This window comes from Pantoea stewartii subsp. stewartii (assembly GCF_008801695.1).
GTDB classification, from domain to species: domain Bacteria; phylum Pseudomonadota; class Gammaproteobacteria; order Enterobacterales; family Enterobacteriaceae; genus Pantoea; species Pantoea stewartii.
Map to the genome: position 1 here is coordinate 1 of NZ_VZPF01000085.1, position 20,466 is coordinate 20,466.

A 20,466-nucleotide genomic window follows, 5' to 3' on the forward strand; every position below is an offset into this window, starting at 1 on the left:
GCGTGGTTCGACAGACAAGGTTTACCCCGACTCGTGTAACCTCAAACTTTCGAACCGCCCGGTGCGGGCCCGCATGCCGGGTGGTGTGGCAGGGGAGCAGGCTGAGATGCCTGCCTCCTATGCCGATTTTACTGGATAATACTGACGATGGCTCGTTTTCAACCTGTCTCGCGCCTGACGCGACGACATCTGTTATTTCCTTTATCGCTGGTGCTGTTTGAGTTTGCCACCTATCTCGCGCATGACATGATTCAGCCCGGCATGCTGCGGGTCACACAGGCGTTTCACGTGGGCCCGGAGTGGGTGGCCACCTCGCTGACCGCCTATCTGATGGGCGGGATGCTGCTACAGTGGCTCCTGGGGCCGCTGTCCGACAAGCTGGGCCGCCGTCCGGTCCTTCTGACCGGTGTTGCGTTTTTTATGCTGACCTGTCTGGCGACGCACTGGGTGCAGGGCATCGGGCCCTTTATCCTGCTGCGCTTTCTGCAGGGCATGAGCCTGTGCTTTATCGGTGCGGTGGGCTATGCCGCCATTCAGGAGGCTTTTGACGAGGCACTCAGCGTAAAGATGATGGCGCTGATGGCGAATGTTGCGCTGCTGGCCCCGCTGGCCGGGCCGCTGGCAGGTACGGCGTTTCTGGCCGTCGCAGACTGGCGCACACTGTTTCTGTTTTTCGCTGCTCTGGCCGCGCTGTCGCTCATTGGCCTGGGCCTGTCGATGCCGGAAACCGCAGGTGACAGACGCACCTCCGTATCGCTGCCGTCGCTGGCGGCGGGCTATTATGCGTTGCTAAAAGACCGCCAGGTGATGTGCGGTTCGCTGGCTATTGGCCTGGTGACGATTCCCTGCCTGACATGGGTCGCGCTTTCGCCTGTTATCCTGATTCACGGTCTGGGCCTGAGCCGACTGGATTACGCACTGCTTCAACTGCCGGTCTTTATGGCAATGATTGCCGGGAATCTCACGCTGGGACGACTGGCCAGCCGTCTCTCCGTCGAGCAGCCGTTACGGTTGGGGGCCTGGCCTGTGGTTACAGGGCTTTTGATCGCTGCGCTGAGCACGTTATGGCAGGCGGACAGCTACATTGGGCTCACGGCTGGCCTCAGCCTGTACGGCTTCGGCAGCGGGATGGTCAATGCCGGACTGTACCGACTGACGTTATTTTCCAGTCAGGCAGGGAAGGGCAGCGTGGCAGCGATGCTGGGCATGGTCAGTATGGTGGTCTTTGCTTTTGGGATTGAGGCAGGCAAAGCGGCCTATTTTCATGGCGGTACCGCAGGCTTCAGCCTGTTGAATCTGATCTGTGGTGTGCTGTGGCTGTGGCTGGTTCGTGTTTTTCTGCGAGAAAAACAGCGGCGACATTGCGCCGCTGTGGCATAAGCGCTGACAGGCGGCACGGATTGCCGCCCTGGCAGGGATCAGAAATCGTAGCCGACGGTCGCCACCACGGTGCGCTCTGCGCCCCAGTAGCAGAAGCCCGTGCCGTAGCAGGCAGAAACGTAGTCGCGATCGGTCAGGTTATTGGCATTAAGCTGCACAAACGCGCCTTTGAGGCTGCTGTTCCAGGCACCTAAATCAGCGCGGACCGAGGCGTCAAACAGCGTAGCGGAAGGCAGACGTGTGGTGTTCTCATTGTCTGCCCACTGCCGACCAATGTAACGCACGCCAGCACCGACGCTGATTCCCGCATCAAACTGGTATTTCGCCCAGGCAGACGCCATCGAGTCAGGCGTCACGTAAGGCGTGTGGCCGTTATTACCGTCGATGGAATCTTTGAAGCGCACATGGTTCACCGTCACGCTCGCCAGCGTGCTCAGTCGCGGGGTGAGCTGATTATGCGCTTCCAGTTCGAGGCCCTGAGAGTGCACTTTACCAGCCGGTTCATAATAGGAGCCTACTACCACGCGGTTACCGACATCATTCTGTGTCAGGTCGTAGATCGCGGCGGAGTAGAGATCAGACGTGCCCACGGGCTGGTACTTAATGCCGGTCTCATACTGCTCCGAGGTCGTTGGCTTCAGCAGGTTACCATCCCGTCCGGAAAGGGACTGTGGCGTAATCGCCTGGCTGTAGCTGACGTAGGGCGAAATCCCGTTATCGAAGGCATACAGCAGCGCCGCCCGGCCACTAACGTGATCATCCTGACGACGATATTGGGTATCGGTGCTGTACTGGCGGTTTTCAGACACGATGCGATCGTAGCGGCCTGAGAGATCCAGATGCCATTTGTCCCATTTCAGCTCATCCTGCAGGTACACGCCGGTTTGATAGTAACGACGCTGTGAATTTGTAAACACGTAAGCCGGATTCACGCCCACGGCCTGACCTGTCAGCGCATTGAGTGAACTGGCTGGGCCGCGGGCATCCCGTAAATCGTTCGTGTACTGATGGTATTCCGCACCCAGCACCACCTTGTGATCCACCGGACCGGTATCAAAGTCGGCTTCCAGCTGGTTATCAATCGCGTACGCCTGCAGCGACGAACTCGAGCCGGAATAGTAGCGATTGAGCAGTTCTGACTGCGGTGATGCCCAGCCAATCTGATAAACCTGATCCAGATCGACATTGGAATGGGAGTAGCTGGCATTCGAGCGAAACGCCCAGGTTTCATTAAAGCGGTGAGCGAATTCCGCGCTGTAAATTTGCTCCCGCCGCTTAAACTGATCCAGCGCGCTGTCGCCATCATAGAAACCGGTGCTGAGCTTACGCCCGTTATGTTCGGTGATGCTGCCGTCCCCAGGCACGGCACTGTGATAGCCGCCGGACGGATCTTTTTGCAGATAAGCGCAGCAGGAGTGACGTATCCTCATCAGGTTGCCACAGCAGTGAAGGCGAAATCGCATATTTTTCTTCGCGTGTATGATCGTACTGCGTATCACTGTTACGCGTTATGCCGGTCAGGCGAAACGCCCACTGATCGTTGATGGCATTGGTGTAATCAAACGCAGCGCTGTTGGTGTTATGGTTGCCGGTAGACAAACGGAAATGTCCCTCAGGCGCATACTGCGGACGTCTGGAGCTTTCCATCACTAAGCCACCCGGCACCGTCTGTCCATACAAGGCAGAAGAAGGACCTTTGATCACATCAATACGGTCGAGGAACCAGGGATCGACCTGCAGCACGTTATAGCTGCCGGGATCGCTCATCAGGCGCAGACCGTCCAGGAAAATGTTATCGACATCGCCACCGTGGAAGCCGCGCAGAGAGACCGTGTCGTAGCGGGTGGCTGCGCCAGCGAAGTTCGTGAAGGCACCGGCGGTGTAGTTAAGCGCCTGATTCACATCCATTGCGCCCTGATCGGCCATTTGCTGGCGCGTCACGACCGAAACGGACTGACCGGTGGTGATCAAAGGACGATCGGTTTTGGTTGCCCCTTTACTGACGGTCGCCGTGTAGCCTTCAGTGGGCGTGGTCGATGTTTCTTCCGGCTTTGCTGTTACCACCAGCGTATCGGCGGCAAAGGAGACCGCAGGGGCGGCAATGGCGATGGAACACAGTAGCGCTAACCGTTTCGGGCCAAAAGGCATTCTCATTGTTTATCCCTTACAAAGGCAAATACAACGCGCCCGGCAGAAGAAAGGCGCAGAAAGTCATGTGACAAAGGTGTTATGCGCATTGAATGCAAATGAGAATTATTATACTTACTGTTATTTATTACAAGATGTCTTGTGCGTTATTACACAAGAATTTAACGACGGAAAAGAAACGGGCCGGTCACGGATGCGTACCGTGGGCGTGCATGGCTCAGGTGGGAAGAAAGCGCAGGGTGCCGCGATCCAGGCAGGTCAGCCTGCGCGCCGACCTGCCTGACAGGAGGAGAATCAGATGGCGACCAGGCTCCGCACGTTATCCGTTTCCATCTCTTCACCGCGCCCGCGCTGGATAATTTCACCGCGCGACATGACCAGATAGCGGTCGGCCAGGTCCGCGGCAAAATCATAAAACTGCTCGACCAGCAGAATCGCCATGTCGCCGCGCTGTGCCAGTTGGCGGATCACCAGGCCAATCTCTTTGATCACTGAAGGCTGAATCCCTTCGGTAGGCTCGTCGAGGATCAGCAACTGTGGACGGCTGGTCAGCGCCCGGCCAATGGCCAACTGCTGTTGCTGGCCGCCGGACAGATCGCCGCCCCGGCGGGATTTCATATCGAACAATACCGGAAACAGCTGGTAAATCTCTTCAGGCACCTGCTTTGCCTGCGAGGATGAAAAGCGTGACAGGCCCATCAGCAGATTCTCTTCAACCGTCAGACGCGGAAAAATCTCCCGCCCCTGCGGCACGTAAGCCATGCCGGCCTGCACGCGCTGGTGGGGCTTTCGCCCGTTGATGATATTGCGCTGCCAGCGCACCTCGCCCGATTTAGCCGGTATTAAGCCCATCAGGCATTTCAGCAGCGTGGTTTTCCCCACACCGTTGCGGCCGAGCAGGCAGGTGACTTCACCCTGTTTAACCTCAAAAGACAGGCCACGCAGAATGTGGCTGCCGCCATAATACTGATGCAGTTCAGATACCTGTAACATTTAGCGCCCCAAATAAACGTCAATGACCTGCTCGTTAGCCTGTACCTCGCGCAGGGAACCTTCTGCCAGTACGGCTCCCTGATGCAAAACGGTGACGTGATCGGCAATGGTTTCCACGAAGCCCATATCGTGCTCAACCACCATAAGTGAATGCTTGCCCGCCAGACTGCGAAACAGTTCTGCGGTGTAGTCAGTTTCCGCATCGGTCATGCCCGCAGCGGGCTCATCAAGCAGCAGCAGGTGCGGTTCCTGCACCAGCAGCATGCCGATTTCAAGAAATTGCTTTTGGCCATGCGACAGCAGACCTGCCGGTCGCTGGCGGGCGGCGCTAAGCTGCAGCAGCGTCAGGATCTCATCGATCCGATCCCGTTGCGCGCTGTCAAGGCGCGCACGCAGGCTGGCCCAGACGGTTTTGGTGGTTTTCAGGGCAATCTCCAGATTCTCAAATACCGTCAGCGCTTCAAACACTGTCGGCTTCTGAAATTTGCGCCCAATTCCGCTACGGGCAATCTCGACCGGCGACAGGGCGATGAGGTTTTTATCCTGATCGTAAATGACCTGCCCTGTGTCGGGACGCGTTTTGCCGGTAATAACGTCCATCAGCGTGGTTTTACCTGCGCCATTAGGACCAATGATGCAGCGCAGTTCACCGACACCAATCTGCAAAGAAAGATTGTTAAGCGCACGAAACCCCTCAAAGGTTACGGTGATGTTAGCCAACTGCAGGACCGGATCGCGCCGGGCACGATAACGATCGGCTGGCAGAGTTTGGGTGAACAGGGTCTCAGTCATCTTTTCTCCGGCGCAGTAAACCCATCACGCCACGCGGCAGAAACAGCGTGACCAAAATAAACATCATCCCCAGGAAAAACAGCCAGTACTCCGGAAAAGCCACGGTGAAGACGCTTTTCGCACCGTTGACGATGGCGGCCCCGAGCAGCGGACCGATAAGCGTACCGCGCCCGCCAAGTGCGACCCAGATAGCGGCTTCAATGGAGTTGGTCGGGGACATTTCACTGGGGTTAATAATGCCAACCTGGGGCACATAGAGCGCGCCTGCCAGGCCACATAGCATGGCCGAGAGGGTCCAGACGAACAGCTTAAAACCCCGAGGATCGTAACCGCAGAACATCAGGCGGTTTTCGGCATCCCGAACAGCGGTCAGCACCCGGCCAAATTTACTGCGGGCCAGCGCGAAGCCCAGCACCAGGCTTGCTAACAGCAGCAGGACGGTAGCAATAAACAAGCCGATGCGCGTGTTGGTTGAGGTCACACTAAAGCCCAGCAGGGTCGTAAAACCGGTAAAGCCGTTGTTACCGCCAAAACCGGTTTCGTTGCGAAAGAACAGCAGCATGCCGGCATAGGTCAGCGCCTGGGTCATGATTGAGAAATACACGCCTTTGATTTTCGAGCGGAAGGCAAAGAAACCAAACACCAGCGCCAGCAGGCCCGGCACGAGGACAATCAGACACAGCGCCCAGGCGAAATGCTGCGTGCCTGCCCAAAACCACGGCAGCCGATCCCAGGACAGGAAGGTCATAAACGCGGGCAGGCTGTCCCCGGAGGCCTGGCGCATCAGGTACATGCCCATCGCATAGCCGCCCAGCGCAAAAAACAGGCCATGCCCCAGAGAAAGTAAGCCCGCATAACCCCACACCAGATCCAGCGCCACCGCGACCACGGCGTAGCACAGAATTTTACCGACCAGCGTTAAGGTATAGGTGGAGATCGCCAGCGGATGCGAGGCGGGCAGCAGTGCCAGGAACGGCATGATCAGCAGCAGCGTAACGACTGCGCCAATGCCCAGCGTCAGGCGCGGTGCCTGACGCGTCAGACGTAAGGTGAGAGGTTGCGTCATCAGTCAGTCACCCTTCCTTTCACGGCAAACAGTCCCTGCGGACGTTTTTGAATAAACAGCACGATCAACACCAGAATAAGGATTTTCCCCAATACGGCCCCCATCTGCGGCTCCAGCACTTTGTTGAGAATGCCCAGTCCCAGTGCGGCGACCACGGTTCCGGCAAGCTGGCCGACGCCGCCCAGCACCACCACCAGGAAAGAATCGATGATGTAGCCCTGGCCCAGTTCTGGCCCGACATTGCCTAACTGCGACAGGGCGACGCCGCCCAGCCCCGCGATACCGGAACCCAGACCAAATGCCAGCATGTCCACCCGGCCCGTCGGCACGCCACAGCAGTCGGCCATGGCCCGGTTTTGGGTGACGGCGCGCACGTTCATCCCCAGCCGCGTACGGTTGAGAAGCAGCCAGGTTAGTATCAGCACAAACACCACGAACAGGATGACTGCAATGCGGTTCCAGGGCAGAACCAGATTGGGCAGCACCTGCAATCCGCCCGACAGCCAGGCGGGATTGGCGACCTCCAGGTTCTGCGCACCAAACAGCATACGCACCAGCTGAATCAGCATCAGGCTGATGCCCCAGGTCGCGAGCAGAGTTTCCAGTGGGCGGCCATACAAATGGCGAATGATAGTGCGCTCCAGCGCCATTCCAATGGCTGCCGTCATCAGAAACGCGACCGGCAGCGCCAGCAGCGGATACCAGGCGATATACTGCGGTGCAAACTGCTGGAACAGGTTTTGTACCAGCCAGGTGGCGTACGCGCCCAGCATCAGCATTTCACCGTGCGCCATATTGATCACCCCCAGCAGACCGTAGGTGATGGCCAGGCCCAGCGCGGCCAGCAGCAGGATCGATCCCAGCGAGAGCCCGCTGAATGCCTGTCCCAGCAGATCGCCCCACATCAGGCGACTTTTCATCTGCTTCAGGCTGTCTGCCGCTGCCTCGCGTACCGTTTCATCGGGCTCGGCTGCGGGCTGCGTCAGGCGCTGCAGGCTGGCCTGAGTATTAGGATCGCTGGATTCGCCCAGCAGTTTGACCGCTCTAAGCCGCACCATCGGCTGCGTGCTGGTCAGCTGCAGACTGGCCGCCGTCATGGCCAGCGCAGCATGAACCTGAGGATCCGTTTCAACACTGAGGCGTTTCTCTATGAGCGGAAGCAGGTCAGCGGCCGCGTCGTTTTGTAACTGTTGCGCCGCGCGCAGGCGCACGCCGGCATCAGGGCTTACCAGCTGATGGGCGGCGAGAGCACTGGCGACCAGTACACGCAGGCGGTTGTTCATAAACAGCTTTTTAACGTCGCCGTTGGGCTGTGCGGCGTCATCCAGTGGCTGAAGCGTATTCCCGGTTTTACTAAAGGGATGGTGGTCCTGATCCGTTACGACGGTTTCCGCTTTTAACGCTTCCAGCAAGGGTAAACGGCGGGCATCTGGCGCAGCGGCCCACTGTTGCAGCAGATCGGCCTGCTGAGTTCGGCTGGCGGCAGCAAAGTCCGTAGCGGGTCCGGCGCTGGCAAACAGCGGCAGAAGCAGCAATAACGCTAAAAAATTCAGGCGAAGCATCATGGTGAGCCTCATCAAAAGGGCGAGCATAGGATGTCCTGACGGCCGCCCTCACAGCCAGCGCGAGGGCGGTCTGAGTTTTACTGCGTCGTTTTCACGGGATGATCCGGTTTTTTATCATTGCCGGGAATATACGGGCTCCAGGGCTGGGCACGTACCGGTTTGTCCGTCTGCCAGACCACGTTAAACTGACCGTTTTCTTCAACTTCGCCAATCATCACGGGTTTGTGCAGATGGTGGTTGGTCTGATCCATCGTCAGGGTAAACCCGTCCGGGGCCTTAAAGGTCTGACCGGCCATGGCCGCACGCACTCTATCCACATTGGTCGTACCGGCTTTCTCGACGGCCTGCGCCCACATATGAATGCCTACGTAGGTGGCTTCCATCGGGTCATTGGTTACCACGGTGCTGGCATTCGGCAGATTGTGCGCTTTTGCATAAGCCCGATAGTCGGCAACAAATTTCGCGTTGGTCGGATTATCTAAGGATTCAAAATAGTTCCAGGCTGCCAGCTGACCGACCAGCGGTTTAGTATCAATCCCACGAAGTTCCTCTTCACCCACCGAGAAGGCTACGACCGGGATATCGGTGGCTTTGATGCCCTGGTTAGCCAGTTCCTTGTAGAACGGTACGTTGGAATCGCCATTGATGGTGGAGACCACCGCGGTTTTGCCGCCAGCGGCGAACGTCTTGATATTAGAGACGATGGTCTGGTAATCGCTGTAGCCAAACGGGGTGTACACTTCCTCGATATCTTTATCCTGCACGCCTTTTGAATGCAGGAAGGCGCGTAAAATCTTGTTGGTGGTGCGGGGATAAACATAATCTGTTCCCAGCAGGAAGAAACGTTTGGCCCCGCCGCCATCCTGGCTCATCAGGTATTCCACCGCCGGAATCGCCTGCTGGTTTGGTGCTGCACCGGTATAAAAGACGTTCGGCGACATCTCTTCACCTTCGTACTGCACCGGATAGAAGAGCAGACCATTCAGTTCTTCAAAGACCGGCAGCACGGATTTGCGCGATACCGAGGTCCAGCAACCAAACACCACAGCCACTTTGTCCTGGGTCAGCAGTTGCCGGGCTTTCTCGGCGAACAGCGGCCAGTTTGAGGCCGGATCCACCACTACGGGCTCCAGTTTTTTCCCCAGCACGCCGCCTTTGGCGTTAATTTCATCGATGGTCATCAGGGCGACATCTTTAAGTGGCGTTTCAGAAATGGCCATGGTGCCGGAAAGGGAGTGCATGATGCCTACTTTGATGGTGTCAGCCGCCTGAGCGCTCCAGGCGAACCCCATGCCCGCGACGGTAGCTGAGAGAGCAAAAGCTTTAAGCAATGAACGTCTTTTCATCGATGATAAACCCCTAATGATATGGATACGTTATTCAATGGGTTGAAGCCGGGCCTGCTGGAGCATGTGTAGCGTGATTTTTCTGACCTCCGCTTTACTGACGGCAATGTGCCCGGTCAGGATCTGGCGGGCGTCGCGGGTCTCTTGCAATAAAATGGCTCGCAAAATCTGTGCGTGTTCGCGATAGGTCGCCGCGATACGATCTTCCCGGGTAAAATCAAGCCGCCGGATAATGCGGATTTTCTCTGTCAGCTCGGCATGGATCCGCGCCATTTCCGCATTGCCTGCAGCGGCGACCAGCGTCATATGAAACGCCTCATCATGCTGTGAAACCCGCTTGCCATCTTCCACCTGCGCGGCTTCGCACCAGAACTGATACAGCTCGCGTAGTCGGTCGGCGCACTGGGTCGGCGGCAACGCACACAGGCGCGTGACCGCCTCGCACTCCAGGACGGTACGCAAATCGTACAGCTCTTCGAAGTAGGCAAAATCAAAGGCTTTCACCTGCCAGCCGCTGCGAAACCACACGTCGACATAGCCTTCACGCTCCAGCCAGAACAGGGCCTGGCGAACCGGGGTGCGGCTGACCGCCATGCGCTCTGCAATCTCACTTTCGCTGAAGCGGTCGCCGGGCATCAGGCGGAACTCAAAAATGTCGTTTTTCAGTGCCTGGTAAACCCGTTCTGCCAGTGCTTCCGGGCGGGCTTTGCTTCGTGGTGATCGGGTCGTCATCGGCGCTCCTTATTCCAGCCACAGCAGCGTGTCGCCAGGGCTGACAGGGCGGCCGGCCTGGCAGGCCACGCGTTTCACCCGACCCGCGCAGGGAGCCGTAATGGCCAGTTCCATTTTCATTGCTTCAACAATCACCAGCGTTTGTCCAGCACTCACCGTCTCGCCCGCCTGCACCAGCACTTTCCAGATGTTGCCGTTCATATCTGCCTGTACAGCCTGCGCGCTGTTATCCTCAGCGGGCGCGTCTGACTCGGCCTCAGTGGAAGCGGGGGCTTCCGGCTCCTCCTGCGACCAGAGCCGGACCTCCTGCTCAAATGCCGCGGCCTGGCGCTGGCGAAACGCCGCAATGTCGTCGGCGTTCGCCGCCAGAAACGCCTGGTGAGCGGCAAAATCGAATTCAGTTTCTTCGATACGCAGCGCAGCACGGCCCTCGCGGAAATCATCACGAAGTTGCGCCAGTTCCTCTTCGCTCACCGGATAGAAGCGCACCTGATCGAAGAAGCGCAGGAGCCAGGGCTCACCGGCACCGAACTGCGGGTTTTTCAGGAAGGTGTTCCAGATGGGTAACGTACGGCCGACCAGCTGGTAACCGCCGGGAGAGTCCATGCCGTAAATGCACATGTACATGCCGCCGATGCCGACGGTGCCCTCTGCGGTAAAGGTACGGGCCGGACTGTACTTGGAGCTGAGCAGGCGATGGCGAGGATCAATCGGCACCGCGCAGGGTGCACCCAGATAAACATCGCCCAGGCCCAAAATCAGGTAGCTGGCATTGAACAGCGTATCGCGGACCTGTTCACGATCGGATAATCCATTGATACGTTGAATAAAATCGACATTATTGGGTAGCCAGGGCGCGCTAGCGCGCACGGTTTCTTTATAACGTTCGACGGCACCGAGCGTGGCGCTGTCTTCAAACGCCATCGGCATCCAGACAATGCGAGAGGGCACTTTCAGCGTGCTGACATCACCGAGCATGGCTTCCCGGGCCAGCAGCTCGGACATTAACTGGGACTGCGACAGGGTAAGGCTGTCATAGCGAATTTGCAGTGAACGCACGCCGGGGGAGAGCTCTTCGATGCCGTCAACCGGTCGCTCACGCAGCGACGCCATCAGCAGATGAACACGGAGGCGGAGCGCCAGATCCAGCACGTTGTCGCCATATTCGATCAGAATGTATTTATCGCCGGCCTGACGATACACCGCCTGCGGTGTGGTGTCGGTGGCGGCAACGGCGGCGAGCACGGTAGCGGAGCCAAAGCGGTTGTCGGCCAGCGACGGTACGTCAAACGTCTGCGCCGTGTGCGGACGCAACGTGGCGATGACCTGCAACCGGGCATTTTCCAGCGCGACGGCTTCTTCGACGCTGATGGGATGGAAGCGAATTTTATCGCCCGGTTTGACCTGGCCGACCTTCCACAGTTCGGCTTTGGCTATCGTCACCGGGCAGACAAAGCCGCCGAGGCTGGGACCGTCGTGGGTCAGGATGACCGGAAAGTCACCGGTGAAGTTGATTGCGCCAATCGCGTATTCACAGTCGTGCACGTTGGACGGATGCAGGCCCGCTTCACCGCCGTTAGCGCGCGTCCAGGCCGGTTTAGGCCCGACCAGACGTACACCAAGGCGGTTGGAGTTGTAGTGAACCTGCCAGTCGCTGGCAAAGAATTCATCGATGGCGGCCTGGGTGAAAAAGTCAGGTGCGCCGTGCGGGCCGTACAGGACACCAATGTGCCATTCGCTGGTGTACGTTGGGATCAGCGCCGGGCTGAGTGCCTGCGGAGCGCTGACCGGCGCGGGCGTGGTGCAGGCTGCCAGTGACGGTTGCGAGACAGGCAGCATATCGGCAACCCGAAGCGTGCGACCGGCGTGCCCGCCAAACTGGCCCAGAGAAAAGGTGGAACGACTGCCAAGGTATTCCGGGACATCAAAGCCGTTACGGATAGCCAGATAACAGCGGCAACCGCGCTGGGCGCGACCCAGTGTCAGCGTTTGGCCAGCATTGACCGTTATCGGCTGCCAGTTGCTGACAGGGATGCCATCCAGCGTGGCACCGCAGTCTGCCCCTGTGAGAGCAAGGGTCGCCGCGCAATGAAAGCGCAGCGTTGGGCCCTGCAGGGTAAATTCCAGGCCGGCCGCCGACTCGTGATTTCCGACGATGCGGTTGGCAAGGCGGAAGGCATAATCATCCATCGGCCCTGACGGCGGTACGCCGATATTCCAGTAACCCAGACGGCCCGGCACGTCCTGGATGGAGCTGAACGTGCCCGCCTGCAGCACTTCGACTACGGCTGCCGCGGGCGTAAAGCTGTCCAGAAAACGTGTCCAGACCTTGCCGCTACGGAACGCCTCGGTGGCCACGACCTGCCGCAGATAATCAAGATTGGTGGCGATACCGTGCAGTTGTGTGGCGTTCAGTGCGCATTGCAGTTTTTCCAGCGCCCCCTCTCGCGTGTCCGCATGGACGATGAGCTTGGCGATCATCGGATCGTAATAGCTGGAAACCTCGCTGCCGGTCGTCACCCAACTGTCCACACGGACATCGTCAGGAAAACTGACATGCGTTAGCACGCCGGGGCTGGGCTGGAAGTTTTTTAACGGATCTTCGGCGTACAAACGGACTTCAATCGACGCGCCCTGCGGTGCCTGCTGCAGGCGCGGCCAGTCGATCGCTTCGTCAGCGGCGACGCGCAACATGCATTCCACCAGGTCGAGGCCGGTGACGCATTCGGTGACCGGATGCTCAACCTGCAGGCGGGTATTCACTTCCAGGAAATAGAAGGCGTCCTGCTGTGCATCATAAATGTATTCCACGGTCCCCGCGCTGCGGTAATTGACTACCTCACCCAGCCGAACGGCCGAGGCGAGCAACGCCGCGCGCGTGGCCGCGGGCAGGCAGAGCGCGGGGGTTTCCTCCACCACTTTCTGGTTGCGGCGTTGCAGCGAACAGTCGCGCTCACCCAGCGCCACCACGGTGCCCTTGCCATCACCGAAGATCTGCACTTCCACGTGGCGGGCATGATCGATACAGCGTTCGAGGAAAACGCCGGCATCACTAAAGAATTGTTCGCCCAGTCGACGGACGCTCTCCCAGGCATTGCGCAGTGCCCCGGCGTCGGCACAGCGCGTCAGCCCAATGCCTCCGCCGCCTGCCGTGCTTTTTAACATCACCGGATAACCGATGGATTCGGCTGCGCTGAGGGCGTCATCAAGTGTGTTGAGCAGCGGCGTGCCTGGCGTCATCGGTACTCCGGCCTGCGCGGCTAACTCACGGGCGCGATGTTTCAGCCCAAACTCACCAATTTGCGCAGCCGTGGGACCGACAAACACGATACCGGCCTCTTCACAGGCGGCAGCAAAGGGCAGACTTTCTGACAGAAAACCATAGCCGGGCCAGACCGCTTGGGCGCCCGTTTCCTGCGCCGCCGCCAGAATTTTGTCGATGCGCAAATAGCTGTCACTGGCTTTGTCGCCGCCCAGACCCACGGCGATATCCGCCTCTTTCACATGCTGTGCGTTGCGGTCGGCATCGGAAAACACGGCCACGCTTTTAATGCCCAGACGTTTCAGCGTGCGGATGGCGCGACAGGCAATTTCACCCCGGTTAGCAATCAGGACTGTGCTGAACATAATTAGTTACTCCCAGGCGAGGAAAGCCAGTTACGCCAGCCGCCAAATTCAGTGATTTCCAGCGCGCCGGTTAGCGCGGTACCTTCACAAATAAAGCCTTTCACCACACGTCCATCGGCAAGCGTCAGATTGCCAATGCCCAGTGGGGCAGGAATTTCCGCCACAAACTCACCGAAGCGCGCCAGCGGGATATCCCAGAGTTCAACGGTAATGGCCGCCCCCTGTTCTGTGCGCATCAGGCCGGGTTTCTTAATCGGACCCTCTAATAAGGCAAACAGACGATACTGGCTGGCGGTCTGCGTCTCTTCCACCAGAACGGCCTGGCGCGTGGTGAGCTGGAAATTAAGGGGCATCCCGGTCAGGTGTGCGCCGACGACGGCCACACGAACATGATCGTGGGATGGAGGAAGCGCCATCGGGGAGGGCGGCAGTGGCAGGCCGGTTGCGCCGAGAGGCAGGGCCAGAACCTGCTGCCAGCGCAGTCCAAACTGCGCCAGCGCGCGGTCATGCCAGGCGGGAGCGATGAGCGTAATGCCCGCCGGCAGGTCGTCGTTTCTGAACCGGGCGGGCAGGGCCAGTGCAGCAAGATCGGCCAGATTAGTGAAGTTGGTATAAGTGCCAAAATGCGCGTTATACAGCACCGGCTCCTGCTGCATTTCGTCCAGCGTGTAAATGGTGGGCGAGGTGGGCACCACCAGCGCATCAAACGAGGCCAGAACCTGCTGAATGTGCCGGGCCAGTTCGGCACGCTGGTATTCGGCCTGCCAGGCATCCACGGCGCTGTACTTCAGGCCATTCGCCACAATGCCGTGGACCACCGGATCCATGTTCTCTGGCTGGTTAAGCATCTCGCCTACGGCGACGGTGCGCTCGGCGACCCACGGACCCTGATAAAGCTGCTCGGCGAGCTGGCGGAAAGGGGTAAAGTCAATGGGATGCAACGTCGCGCCGGTCGCCTTCAGTGCGCTGAGCGCGGCATCCCAGGCGGCTTCGGCGGCGGCATCATCGTAAAATTCCGGTGTAGCCGGAATGGCGAAATCAGGACGGGCTTTCATGCCTGCTGGTGCCGTACGGGGATTTACGCGCGAATAGGCGTCTTTCTCGTCGTAGCCACCGGCCAGGCTGGCCACGGTAAAGGCGTCTTCAACCGTCAGCGCAAACACCGAAATCGTATCGTTCAGGCGACAGGCCGGGACCACACCACGGGCAGAGAACCAGCCCTTTGTCGGTTTCAGGCCGACAATATTGTTAAACCCTGCCGGCACCCGACCTGACCCGGCGGTGTCAGTACCGAGTGAGAAACCCACCAGGCCACGCGCCAGTACCGAGGCCGATCCGGAACTGGATCCGCCACTGACAAAATCCGGATCAAAGGTATTACACACCGCGCCATAAGGTGACCGTGTGCCCACCAGGCCGGTTGCAAACTGATCAAGGTTGGTTTTGCCGATGACCACCGCACCTGCTGCTTTCAGGCGCGCCACCACAAAGGCATCCTCTTCAGCGGTGTAGCTAAACGCCGGGCAGGCGGCGGTTGTCGGCCAGCCTGCGACATCAATATTGTCTTTGACCGCGAACGGCACACCGAACAAAGGAAGCGCGTCGGGATCCTGCTGATAGCGTGCCAGAAGCGGCGTGATTTGTGCTTCGAGTTGCGCCGGACTGGCAAGACAGATCCAGGCATTATCACTGGGTTCCTGTTCCGCCAGGTGGGTTGCCAGCAACGTGTGAAGCTGCTGTGGGTGCTGCCGGGCGCGTTGCTGCCATTCGCTAAGGGTCAAGCCAGATGTTGAAGCCATGCAATAAATTCCAACTGGTATACAAGATGGCATTCAACAGAGCAAAGGCTGTGCCAGATTTTTAACTTGATGAATCAAAGAGATAAAGCGGCATGCCATAAGTTTATGTGATGATAAAATGCACAGCCGTAGCGCAGAACGTGTGACATCGCGGTGCGCCACGCCTGCGCAAAGGTAAATTTTGTGAAGAACATGGCAAGAGTGGCTTCCCCTGGTTAGCATGAATAACGTCTGGCACCCTGCCAGGGCCCAGCAACAGAGGAGATTTACGTGGAGAAGTGGCGTAACGGGATGATAGGGATCTGCCTGGTGAGCATGGCCGGCAGCGCATGGGCTGATTCGCTTGATCAACAACGGCAACGATATCAACAGATTAAACAGGCGTGGGACAGTAACCAGATGGCGACAGTCGATCAACTGTTACCGACGCTGCAGGATTATCCGCTTTATCCCTACTTAGAATACCGTTTGCTGGCGCAGGATCTCGATCAGGAAACCAGCCTAGCGGTGCAGAACTTCATTCAAAAGTACCCCACCTTGCCCCCGGCACGGTCGCTGAAAACACGGTTTGTGAACGTGCTGGCCCATCGTCAGGACTGGCAAGGCGTACTGAATTTCAGTCCGGATGAACCGACGCCGGTGCAGGCGCGCTGCAACTGGTATTATGCAAAATGGTCTACCGGTCAGCAGCAGGCGGCCTTTGCGGGCGCAAAAGCGATTTGGCTGCGCGGCACCGCCTTGCCGAATGACTGTGACAAGCTGTTTTCAGTCTGGCAGGCCTCAGGGCAGCTCTCGCCTATTACGGTGCTGGAGCGCATTCGTCTGGCGATGAAAGCGGGCAATGACAGCCTTGTCAGCTATCTGGCGAAGATGCTGCCCGCTGATTATAAGACGATGTCGGATGCCTTACTGACGCTGCAGAAAGATCCCCAGTCCGTAACGACTTTTGCCAACAGCGTTGGCGCCACCGACTTTACGCGCCAGGCCACTATCTTTGCCTTCGCCCGTGTGGCGCGTGCCGATATGGAAAATGCCCGCAGCATGATTCCCGAACTGGTCCGGGCGCAAAAAATGGGGCCGGAGGATGAACAGGCGCTGAAGGAGATTGTGGTCTGGCGCATGATGGGCAGCGATCTGACTTCTGAGCAAGCGCGCTGGCGCGATGCGGTGGTGATGAACAGCGAATCAACTGCCTTGCTGGAGCGGCGCGTCCGCCTGGCGCTGAGTGAAAATGACCGTCGTGGCCTGAATACCTGGATTGCCCGTCTGCCGGTAGAAGCGAAAGAGAAAGACGAATGGCAATACTGGCAGGCCGATCTGCTCTATTCCAAAGATCGCAAAGAAGAAGCCGATGAGATTCTGCGCAAACTGATGACGTCACGCGGCTTTTACCCGATGGTGGCTGCACAGCGTCTGGGCGTGAATTATCCTCTGCAGGTAGATGCCGCACCGAAACCCGACAGCGCCACGATACAGGGGCCCGAGCTGGCCCGGGTACGCGAACTGATGTACTGGGGGCTGGATAATCTGGCGCGAAGCGAATGGGCCAACCTGATTAACAGCAAAACCCATGTCCAGCAGCAGATGCTGGCGCGTTACGCAAGCGAGCAGGACTGGTGGGATCTCAGCGTACAGGCCACCATCACCGCAAAAATGTGGGACAGCCTGAAAGAACGCTTCCCGCTGGCATGGCAGGATCTTTATAAGCAGAACACACAGGGGAAAACCATTCCGCAGAGCTATGCGATGGCGATTTCCCGTCAGGAAAGTGCGTGGAACCCGAAAGCGCGTTCCCCGGTCGGTGCGAGTGGCCTGATGCAAATTATGCCCGCCACCGCCACGCATACCGTGAAGATGTTTAGCATTCCTGGCTATGTGAATCCGTCTCAGCTGTTCGATCCGCAAACCAATATCCAGATTGGCACGCAGTATCTGGATTATGTCTATCAGCAGTTTGATAAGAACCGGATCTTCGCCTCGGCGGCCTACAACGCCGGGCCCGGTCGCGTACGGACCTGGCAAAACAGCACCGCGGGCAATCTGAGTGCCGTCGCCTTCATCGAAACCATTCCGTTTTCCGAAACGCGGGGTTACGTGAAGAATGTGCTGGCTTATGATGCCTACTATCGCTACTTCCTGGGCCAGCCTGACAAGATCCTGTCAGATGCTGAGTGGAATCGCCGTTACTAGCTGTGTTAAGCTTCCGTACTCTTTAGTGAGTACGGAAGCCCTCTCATGAACCAACCTGCTGTGCCACCCGAAACTGAACAGGCTGCGGAGTCGAACTGGCTACGTTTTGTTGATCTGATTCAGCAGGCGTTTGCCGACCAGCATGCGTTACCGCTCCTGCAACTCATGATGACGCCCGATGAGCGTGAAGCCTTTGGCACACGTCTGCGTATCATCGAATCGCTGCTGAACGGCGACATGAGCCAGCGTGAGTTGAAAAATGAGCTTGGCGTCGGCATCGCGACCATCACCCGGGGATCGAACAGCCTGAAAGAGGCGCCTCCCGCACTCAAGCGCTGGCTGGAGGCCCAATTGCGCCACCCGGAGTCGATTACGCGTAATAAGGATGCGTAAACGGGCAGAGCGCCAGAATTAACGCCTGATGATACACACTGGAGCGGCTGAGCAGACCATGGGTTAACGTGCCTATCGCACCGCCTTTGTGTTTAATGTTTTCTATGCCGGTCAGGCGCGCCATCTCGTCGCCCAGTTCACGGCCTTCACGTAAACCCGCCATCACGGGCGGCGGCAGCGTAAAGCTGGCTGAACGTGATTCACCCCGCTGCTTGTGGTTTTCCACCACTATCCAGGCAAACGCACTCTCTTCTTCAATGCCTGCTTCAATCGCGACCCAAAAATCTGCTTCCGGGCGAACCTGACGGGCATTCATGACGCGCTGACGTGCGCCGGTGCGGGTTTCAAGATTAGAGAGGGGCTGTGCTGCCACGCCGCTCTCGACCTCCACCCCTTCTGTGTGGCAGGATCCCTCGCCGAAAACGTCGTTGAATGCCTGAGCAATCGCACGAATCTTCGCTGGATTGGTGGTAGCTGCGACGACATGGTACATAATTAATTGAACCCTCAGGTAATAAAGGCGATTTTGGTCGCAGTATAACGGAAACTACGCATGCTACAGGTCTATCTTGTTCGTCACGGTGAAACGGTATGGAATGCAGAACGCCGCATTCAAGGGCACTCCGACAGTCCGCTGACGGCAAAAGGCGAGCACCAGGCCCGTCAGGTCGGTGAACGGATTGAACACGCAGGTATCACCCATATCATTTCCAGCGACTTAGGACGTACCCGACGTACGGCAGAAATCATTGCCGATGCCTGCGGCTGCGATGTCACCTTTGACGCCCGCCTGCGCGAACTGAATATGGGCGTGCTGGAAAAACGCCTGCTGGACGAGTTGAGTGCAGAAGAAGAGGGCTGGCGCGCGTCGCTGGTTAACGGCACTGAGGGTGGCCGTATTCCGCAGGGCGAATCCATGACAGAACTGGCGCAGCGTATGCAGGATGCCCTGAATGCCTGCCTGGCGTTACCGGCTGGCAGCCGCCCCTTGATTGTCAGCCATGGTATGGCGCTGGGCGTGCTGGTGAGCACCATTCTGGGATTGCCTGCGTATGCGGAACGTCGTCTTCGTCTGCTTAACTGTTCGATTTCCCGCGTTGATCATCAACAAAGCGCCTGGCTGGCAGCGGGCTGGGTGGTCGAAACGGCGGGAGATATTTCGCATCTTGACGAGCCCGCGCTGGACGAACTCCAGCGGTAAGTTGACAGATCATGCCGTCATCGCGACGGCATAATCACAAACGCGATTAACGGCGAATCGGGATCAGATACTCGCACTTAATATCTGCTGGGGGTTCGGTCCGTTTCTTTCCGCCATGGGTAATAAAACGTTCAATATCCTGGCCCTGACGGCGAGTCAGTCCCAGTGTCGGCATGCAGGTGCCATACAGTAACAGGATAAATTCCTGCAAATCTACGCGGGGACCTGCATAGTTGAACTGCACATAGTCGCCTGCTTCCAGGCTGACGTTCTGCCCGGAGTGCATATTCGTTGCGCTGTCCACAGGCACCGCCGTGGTATACAAAATCTCCTGCTCATCATCCTTTTCATGACTGGCACGGACCTGGTGCAGACCGTAAAGCACTGGCGGCACCGTATCCGTTTCCAGCAGAAACTGCCGCCAGAAGTGGAGGCGCATTTCATCACGATATTTGGAAATTTGTTCCAGCGTGCAGGTGTAGCTCTGTGTCTGACCAAACAGTACGGTTTCCGGCAGCGTAACGAACTGGTGTTCCGGCAGTGTGTCATTGCCCAGGCGAATCGGTGGGCGAATGCCGAAGGAGTTCCAGTCAGATGAACGGCGATACCATGCAGGTGTTTGATTAAACTGCTTTTTAAAGGCACGCGTAAAGGTCTGCTGGGAATCGAACCGATACTGTAAGGCGATATCAAGAATCGGGCGACTGGTCAGGCGAAGCGCGACGGCGGCTTTAGAAAGACGCCGTGCCCGGATGTAAGCGCCGATGGCGTGCCCGGTGACATCTTTAAACATCCGTTGTAGATGCCATTTAGAATAACCTGCCTTAATGGAAACGTTATCCAGTGAAAGGGGTTGATCCAAATGGCTCTCCAGCCAGGCAAGCAAATCGCGAATGATACCGGCTTGGTCCATAAAACATCCTCATACTCTGGTGGCGCAGCTAAATGAAGTCGACGAATAATAGTACTTATAGCGTAAAGACGTGATCGGCTTTGATTGGGGTAGTTGTACTATTCACTAACGCGGGAGTTTATACCCTTTTTGCATTGGTTATTGTATCAATTGACAGTAAGCGTCGCATTCAGACCGTATTGACGTTCAGGCAGAGGGAAGCTCGACCTTCCATGGCAGCAGATCGCGGACCCGGTTCACCGGCCAGTCCTGTATATGACCGATGACGTAACGCAACCACGTCTCGGGGTCAACGCCGTTAAGCCGGCAGGTGACGATCAG

Annotated in this window: 15 protein-coding genes and 1 pseudogene; 4 read left to right on the top strand and 12 right to left on the bottom strand. The window is 57.9% G+C overall.

Translation table 11 applies throughout. The features are described from left to right. Nucleotides 1-147 precede the first annotated feature (147 nt). Entirely contained in the window at nucleotides 148-1,380 is a 1,233-nt protein-coding gene (locus tag F7Q90_RS20745; protein ID WP_006117604.1) for an MFS transporter, read from the top strand. Nucleotides 1,381-1,418: 38 nt separating this feature from the next. On the opposite strand, the pseudogene F7Q90_RS20750 reads toward F7Q90_RS20745, so the two are convergent. The 9 genes and pseudogenes from F7Q90_RS20750 to atzF form a co-directional block, all read right to left on the bottom strand. Further along, nucleotides 1,419-3,534: pseudogene (locus F7Q90_RS20750) on the bottom strand (TonB-dependent siderophore receptor). Between the two features lie 288 nt (nucleotides 3,535-3,822). Further along, on the bottom strand, nucleotides 3,823-4,521 hold the full coding sequence (gene urtE, locus F7Q90_RS20755; protein WP_006117605.1) for an urea ABC transporter ATP-binding subunit UrtE: 699 nt from the start codon (nucleotides 4,519-4,521) through the stop codon (nucleotides 3,823-3,825). After that, nucleotides 4,522-5,313 carry an urea ABC transporter ATP-binding protein UrtD gene (urtD, locus tag F7Q90_RS20760; RefSeq protein WP_006117606.1) on the bottom strand — a complete coding sequence of 264 codons (792 nt, stop codon included), beginning with the start codon at nucleotides 5,311-5,313 and terminating at the stop codon, nucleotides 4,522-4,524. Beyond that, nucleotides 5,306-6,379 carry an urea ABC transporter permease subunit UrtC gene (gene urtC, locus F7Q90_RS20765; RefSeq protein WP_006117607.1) on the bottom strand — a complete coding sequence of 358 codons (1,074 nt, stop codon included), beginning with the start codon at nucleotides 6,377-6,379 and terminating at the stop codon, nucleotides 5,306-5,308. Before urtC ends, urtD begins: the two co-directional genes overlap by 8 nt. Then, nucleotides 6,379-7,944 (bottom strand): urea ABC transporter permease subunit UrtB, encoded by a 1,566-nt coding sequence (urtB, locus tag F7Q90_RS20770; RefSeq protein ID WP_006117608.1) that lies wholly within the window; start codon nucleotides 7,942-7,944, stop codon nucleotides 6,379-6,381. The genes urtC and urtB overlap by 1 nt, the downstream gene beginning before the upstream one ends. Before the next feature lie 77 nt (nucleotides 7,945-8,021). After that, entirely contained in the window at nucleotides 8,022-9,290 is a 1,269-nt protein-coding gene (urtA, locus tag F7Q90_RS20775) for an urea ABC transporter substrate-binding protein (protein WP_006117609.1), read from the bottom strand. 30 nt (nucleotides 9,291-9,320) lie between these two features. Then, on the bottom strand, nucleotides 9,321-10,022 hold the full coding sequence (locus tag F7Q90_RS20780; protein ID WP_006117610.1) for a GntR family transcriptional regulator: 702 nt from the start codon (nucleotides 10,020-10,022) through the stop codon (nucleotides 9,321-9,323). A gap of 9 nt (nucleotides 10,023-10,031) precedes the next feature. After that, nucleotides 10,032-13,649 carry an urea carboxylase gene (uca, locus tag F7Q90_RS20785; RefSeq protein WP_006117611.1) on the bottom strand — a complete coding sequence of 1,206 codons (3,618 nt, stop codon included), beginning with the start codon at nucleotides 13,647-13,649 and terminating at the stop codon, nucleotides 10,032-10,034. 2 nt (nucleotides 13,650-13,651) lie between these two features. Beyond that, nucleotides 13,652-15,448 carry an allophanate hydrolase gene (atzF, locus tag F7Q90_RS20790; RefSeq protein WP_006117612.1) on the bottom strand — a complete coding sequence of 599 codons (1,797 nt, stop codon included), beginning with the start codon at nucleotides 15,446-15,448 and terminating at the stop codon, nucleotides 13,652-13,654. 270 nt (nucleotides 15,449-15,718) lie between these two features. On the opposite strand from atzF, the gene sltY reads away from it, so the two are divergent. Together sltY and trpR are read left to right on the top strand one after the other, a co-directional pair. Beyond that, nucleotides 15,719-17,638 carry a murein transglycosylase gene (gene sltY / locus F7Q90_RS20795; RefSeq protein WP_006117613.1) on the top strand — a complete coding sequence of 640 codons (1,920 nt, stop codon included), beginning with the start codon at nucleotides 15,719-15,721 and terminating at the stop codon, nucleotides 17,636-17,638. A 45-nt stretch (nucleotides 17,639-17,683) separates the two neighbouring features. After that, nucleotides 17,684-18,031 (top strand): trp operon repressor, encoded by a 348-nt coding sequence (gene trpR / locus F7Q90_RS20800; RefSeq protein ID WP_006117614.1) that lies wholly within the window; start codon nucleotides 17,684-17,686, stop codon nucleotides 18,029-18,031. Here trpR and yjjX read toward each other — a convergent pair. Next, nucleotides 18,009-18,524, bottom strand: a complete 516-nt coding sequence (gene yjjX / locus F7Q90_RS20805) for an inosine/xanthosine triphosphatase (protein WP_006117615.1) — start codon at nucleotides 18,522-18,524, stop codon at nucleotides 18,009-18,011. The two genes, trpR and yjjX, sit on opposite strands and share 23 nt — an antisense overlap. 60 nt (nucleotides 18,525-18,584) lie before the next feature. Between yjjX and gpmB the strand changes: the two genes are divergently transcribed. Further along, nucleotides 18,585-19,232: a 2,3-diphosphoglycerate-dependent phosphoglycerate mutase GpmB gene (gpmB, locus tag F7Q90_RS20810; RefSeq protein ID WP_006117616.1), complete on the top strand. Its 648-nt coding sequence runs from the start codon at nucleotides 18,585-18,587 to the stop codon at nucleotides 19,230-19,232. A gap of 46 nt (nucleotides 19,233-19,278) precedes the next feature. On the opposite strand, the gene robA is transcribed toward gpmB, so the two are convergent. Together robA and F7Q90_RS20820 are read right to left on the bottom strand one after the other, a co-directional pair. Beyond that, nucleotides 19,279-20,145 carry an MDR efflux pump AcrAB transcriptional activator RobA gene (gene robA / locus F7Q90_RS20815; protein WP_006117617.1) on the bottom strand — a complete coding sequence of 289 codons (867 nt, stop codon included), beginning with the start codon at nucleotides 20,143-20,145 and terminating at the stop codon, nucleotides 19,279-19,281. 186 nt (nucleotides 20,146-20,331) lie between these two features. After that, nucleotides 20,332-20,466, bottom strand: a 135-nt coding sequence (locus F7Q90_RS20820; protein WP_151161057.1) for a transposase domain-containing protein, incomplete at its 5' end; no start/stop codon positions are given.

What these genes read in the sequence shown, in the direction of transcription:
- urtC (WP_006117607.1), bottom strand. Translation starts at nt 6,379, where the DNA reads ATGACGCAACCTCTCACCTTACGTCTGACGCGTCAGGCACCGCGCCTG.
- F7Q90_RS20745 (WP_006117604.1), top strand. Translation starts at nt 148, where the DNA reads ATGGCTCGTTTTCAACCTGTCTCGCGCCTGACGCGACGACATCTGTTA.
- yjjX (WP_006117615.1), bottom strand. Translation starts at nt 18,524, where the DNA reads ATGTACCATGTCGTCGCAGCTACCACCAATCCAGCGAAGATTCGTGCG.
- urtB (WP_006117608.1), bottom strand. Translation starts at nt 7,944, where the DNA reads ATGATGCTTCGCCTGAATTTTTTAGCGTTATTGCTGCTTCTGCCGCTG.
- gpmB (WP_006117616.1), top strand. Translation starts at nt 18,585, where the DNA reads ATGCTACAGGTCTATCTTGTTCGTCACGGTGAAACGGTATGGAATGCA.
- uca (WP_006117611.1), bottom strand. Translation starts at nt 13,649, where the DNA reads ATGTTCAGCACAGTCCTGATTGCTAACCGGGGTGAAATTGCCTGTCGC.
- urtD (WP_006117606.1), bottom strand. Translation starts at nt 5,313, where the DNA reads ATGACTGAGACCCTGTTCACCCAAACTCTGCCAGCCGATCGTTATCGT.
- F7Q90_RS20780 (WP_006117610.1), bottom strand. Translation starts at nt 10,022, where the DNA reads ATGACGACCCGATCACCACGAAGCAAAGCCCGCCCGGAAGCACTGGCA.
- atzF (WP_006117612.1), bottom strand. Translation starts at nt 15,448, where the DNA reads ATGGCTTCAACATCTGGCTTGACCCTTAGCGAATGGCAGCAACGCGCC.
- urtA (WP_006117609.1), bottom strand. Translation starts at nt 9,290, where the DNA reads ATGAAAAGACGTTCATTGCTTAAAGCTTTTGCTCTCTCAGCTACCGTC.
- trpR (WP_006117614.1), top strand. Translation starts at nt 17,684, where the DNA reads ATGAACCAACCTGCTGTGCCACCCGAAACTGAACAGGCTGCGGAGTCG.
- urtE (WP_006117605.1), bottom strand. Translation starts at nt 4,521, where the DNA reads ATGTTACAGGTATCTGAACTGCATCAGTATTATGGCGGCAGCCACATT.
- robA (WP_006117617.1), bottom strand. Translation starts at nt 20,145, where the DNA reads ATGGACCAAGCCGGTATCATTCGCGATTTGCTTGCCTGGCTGGAGAGC.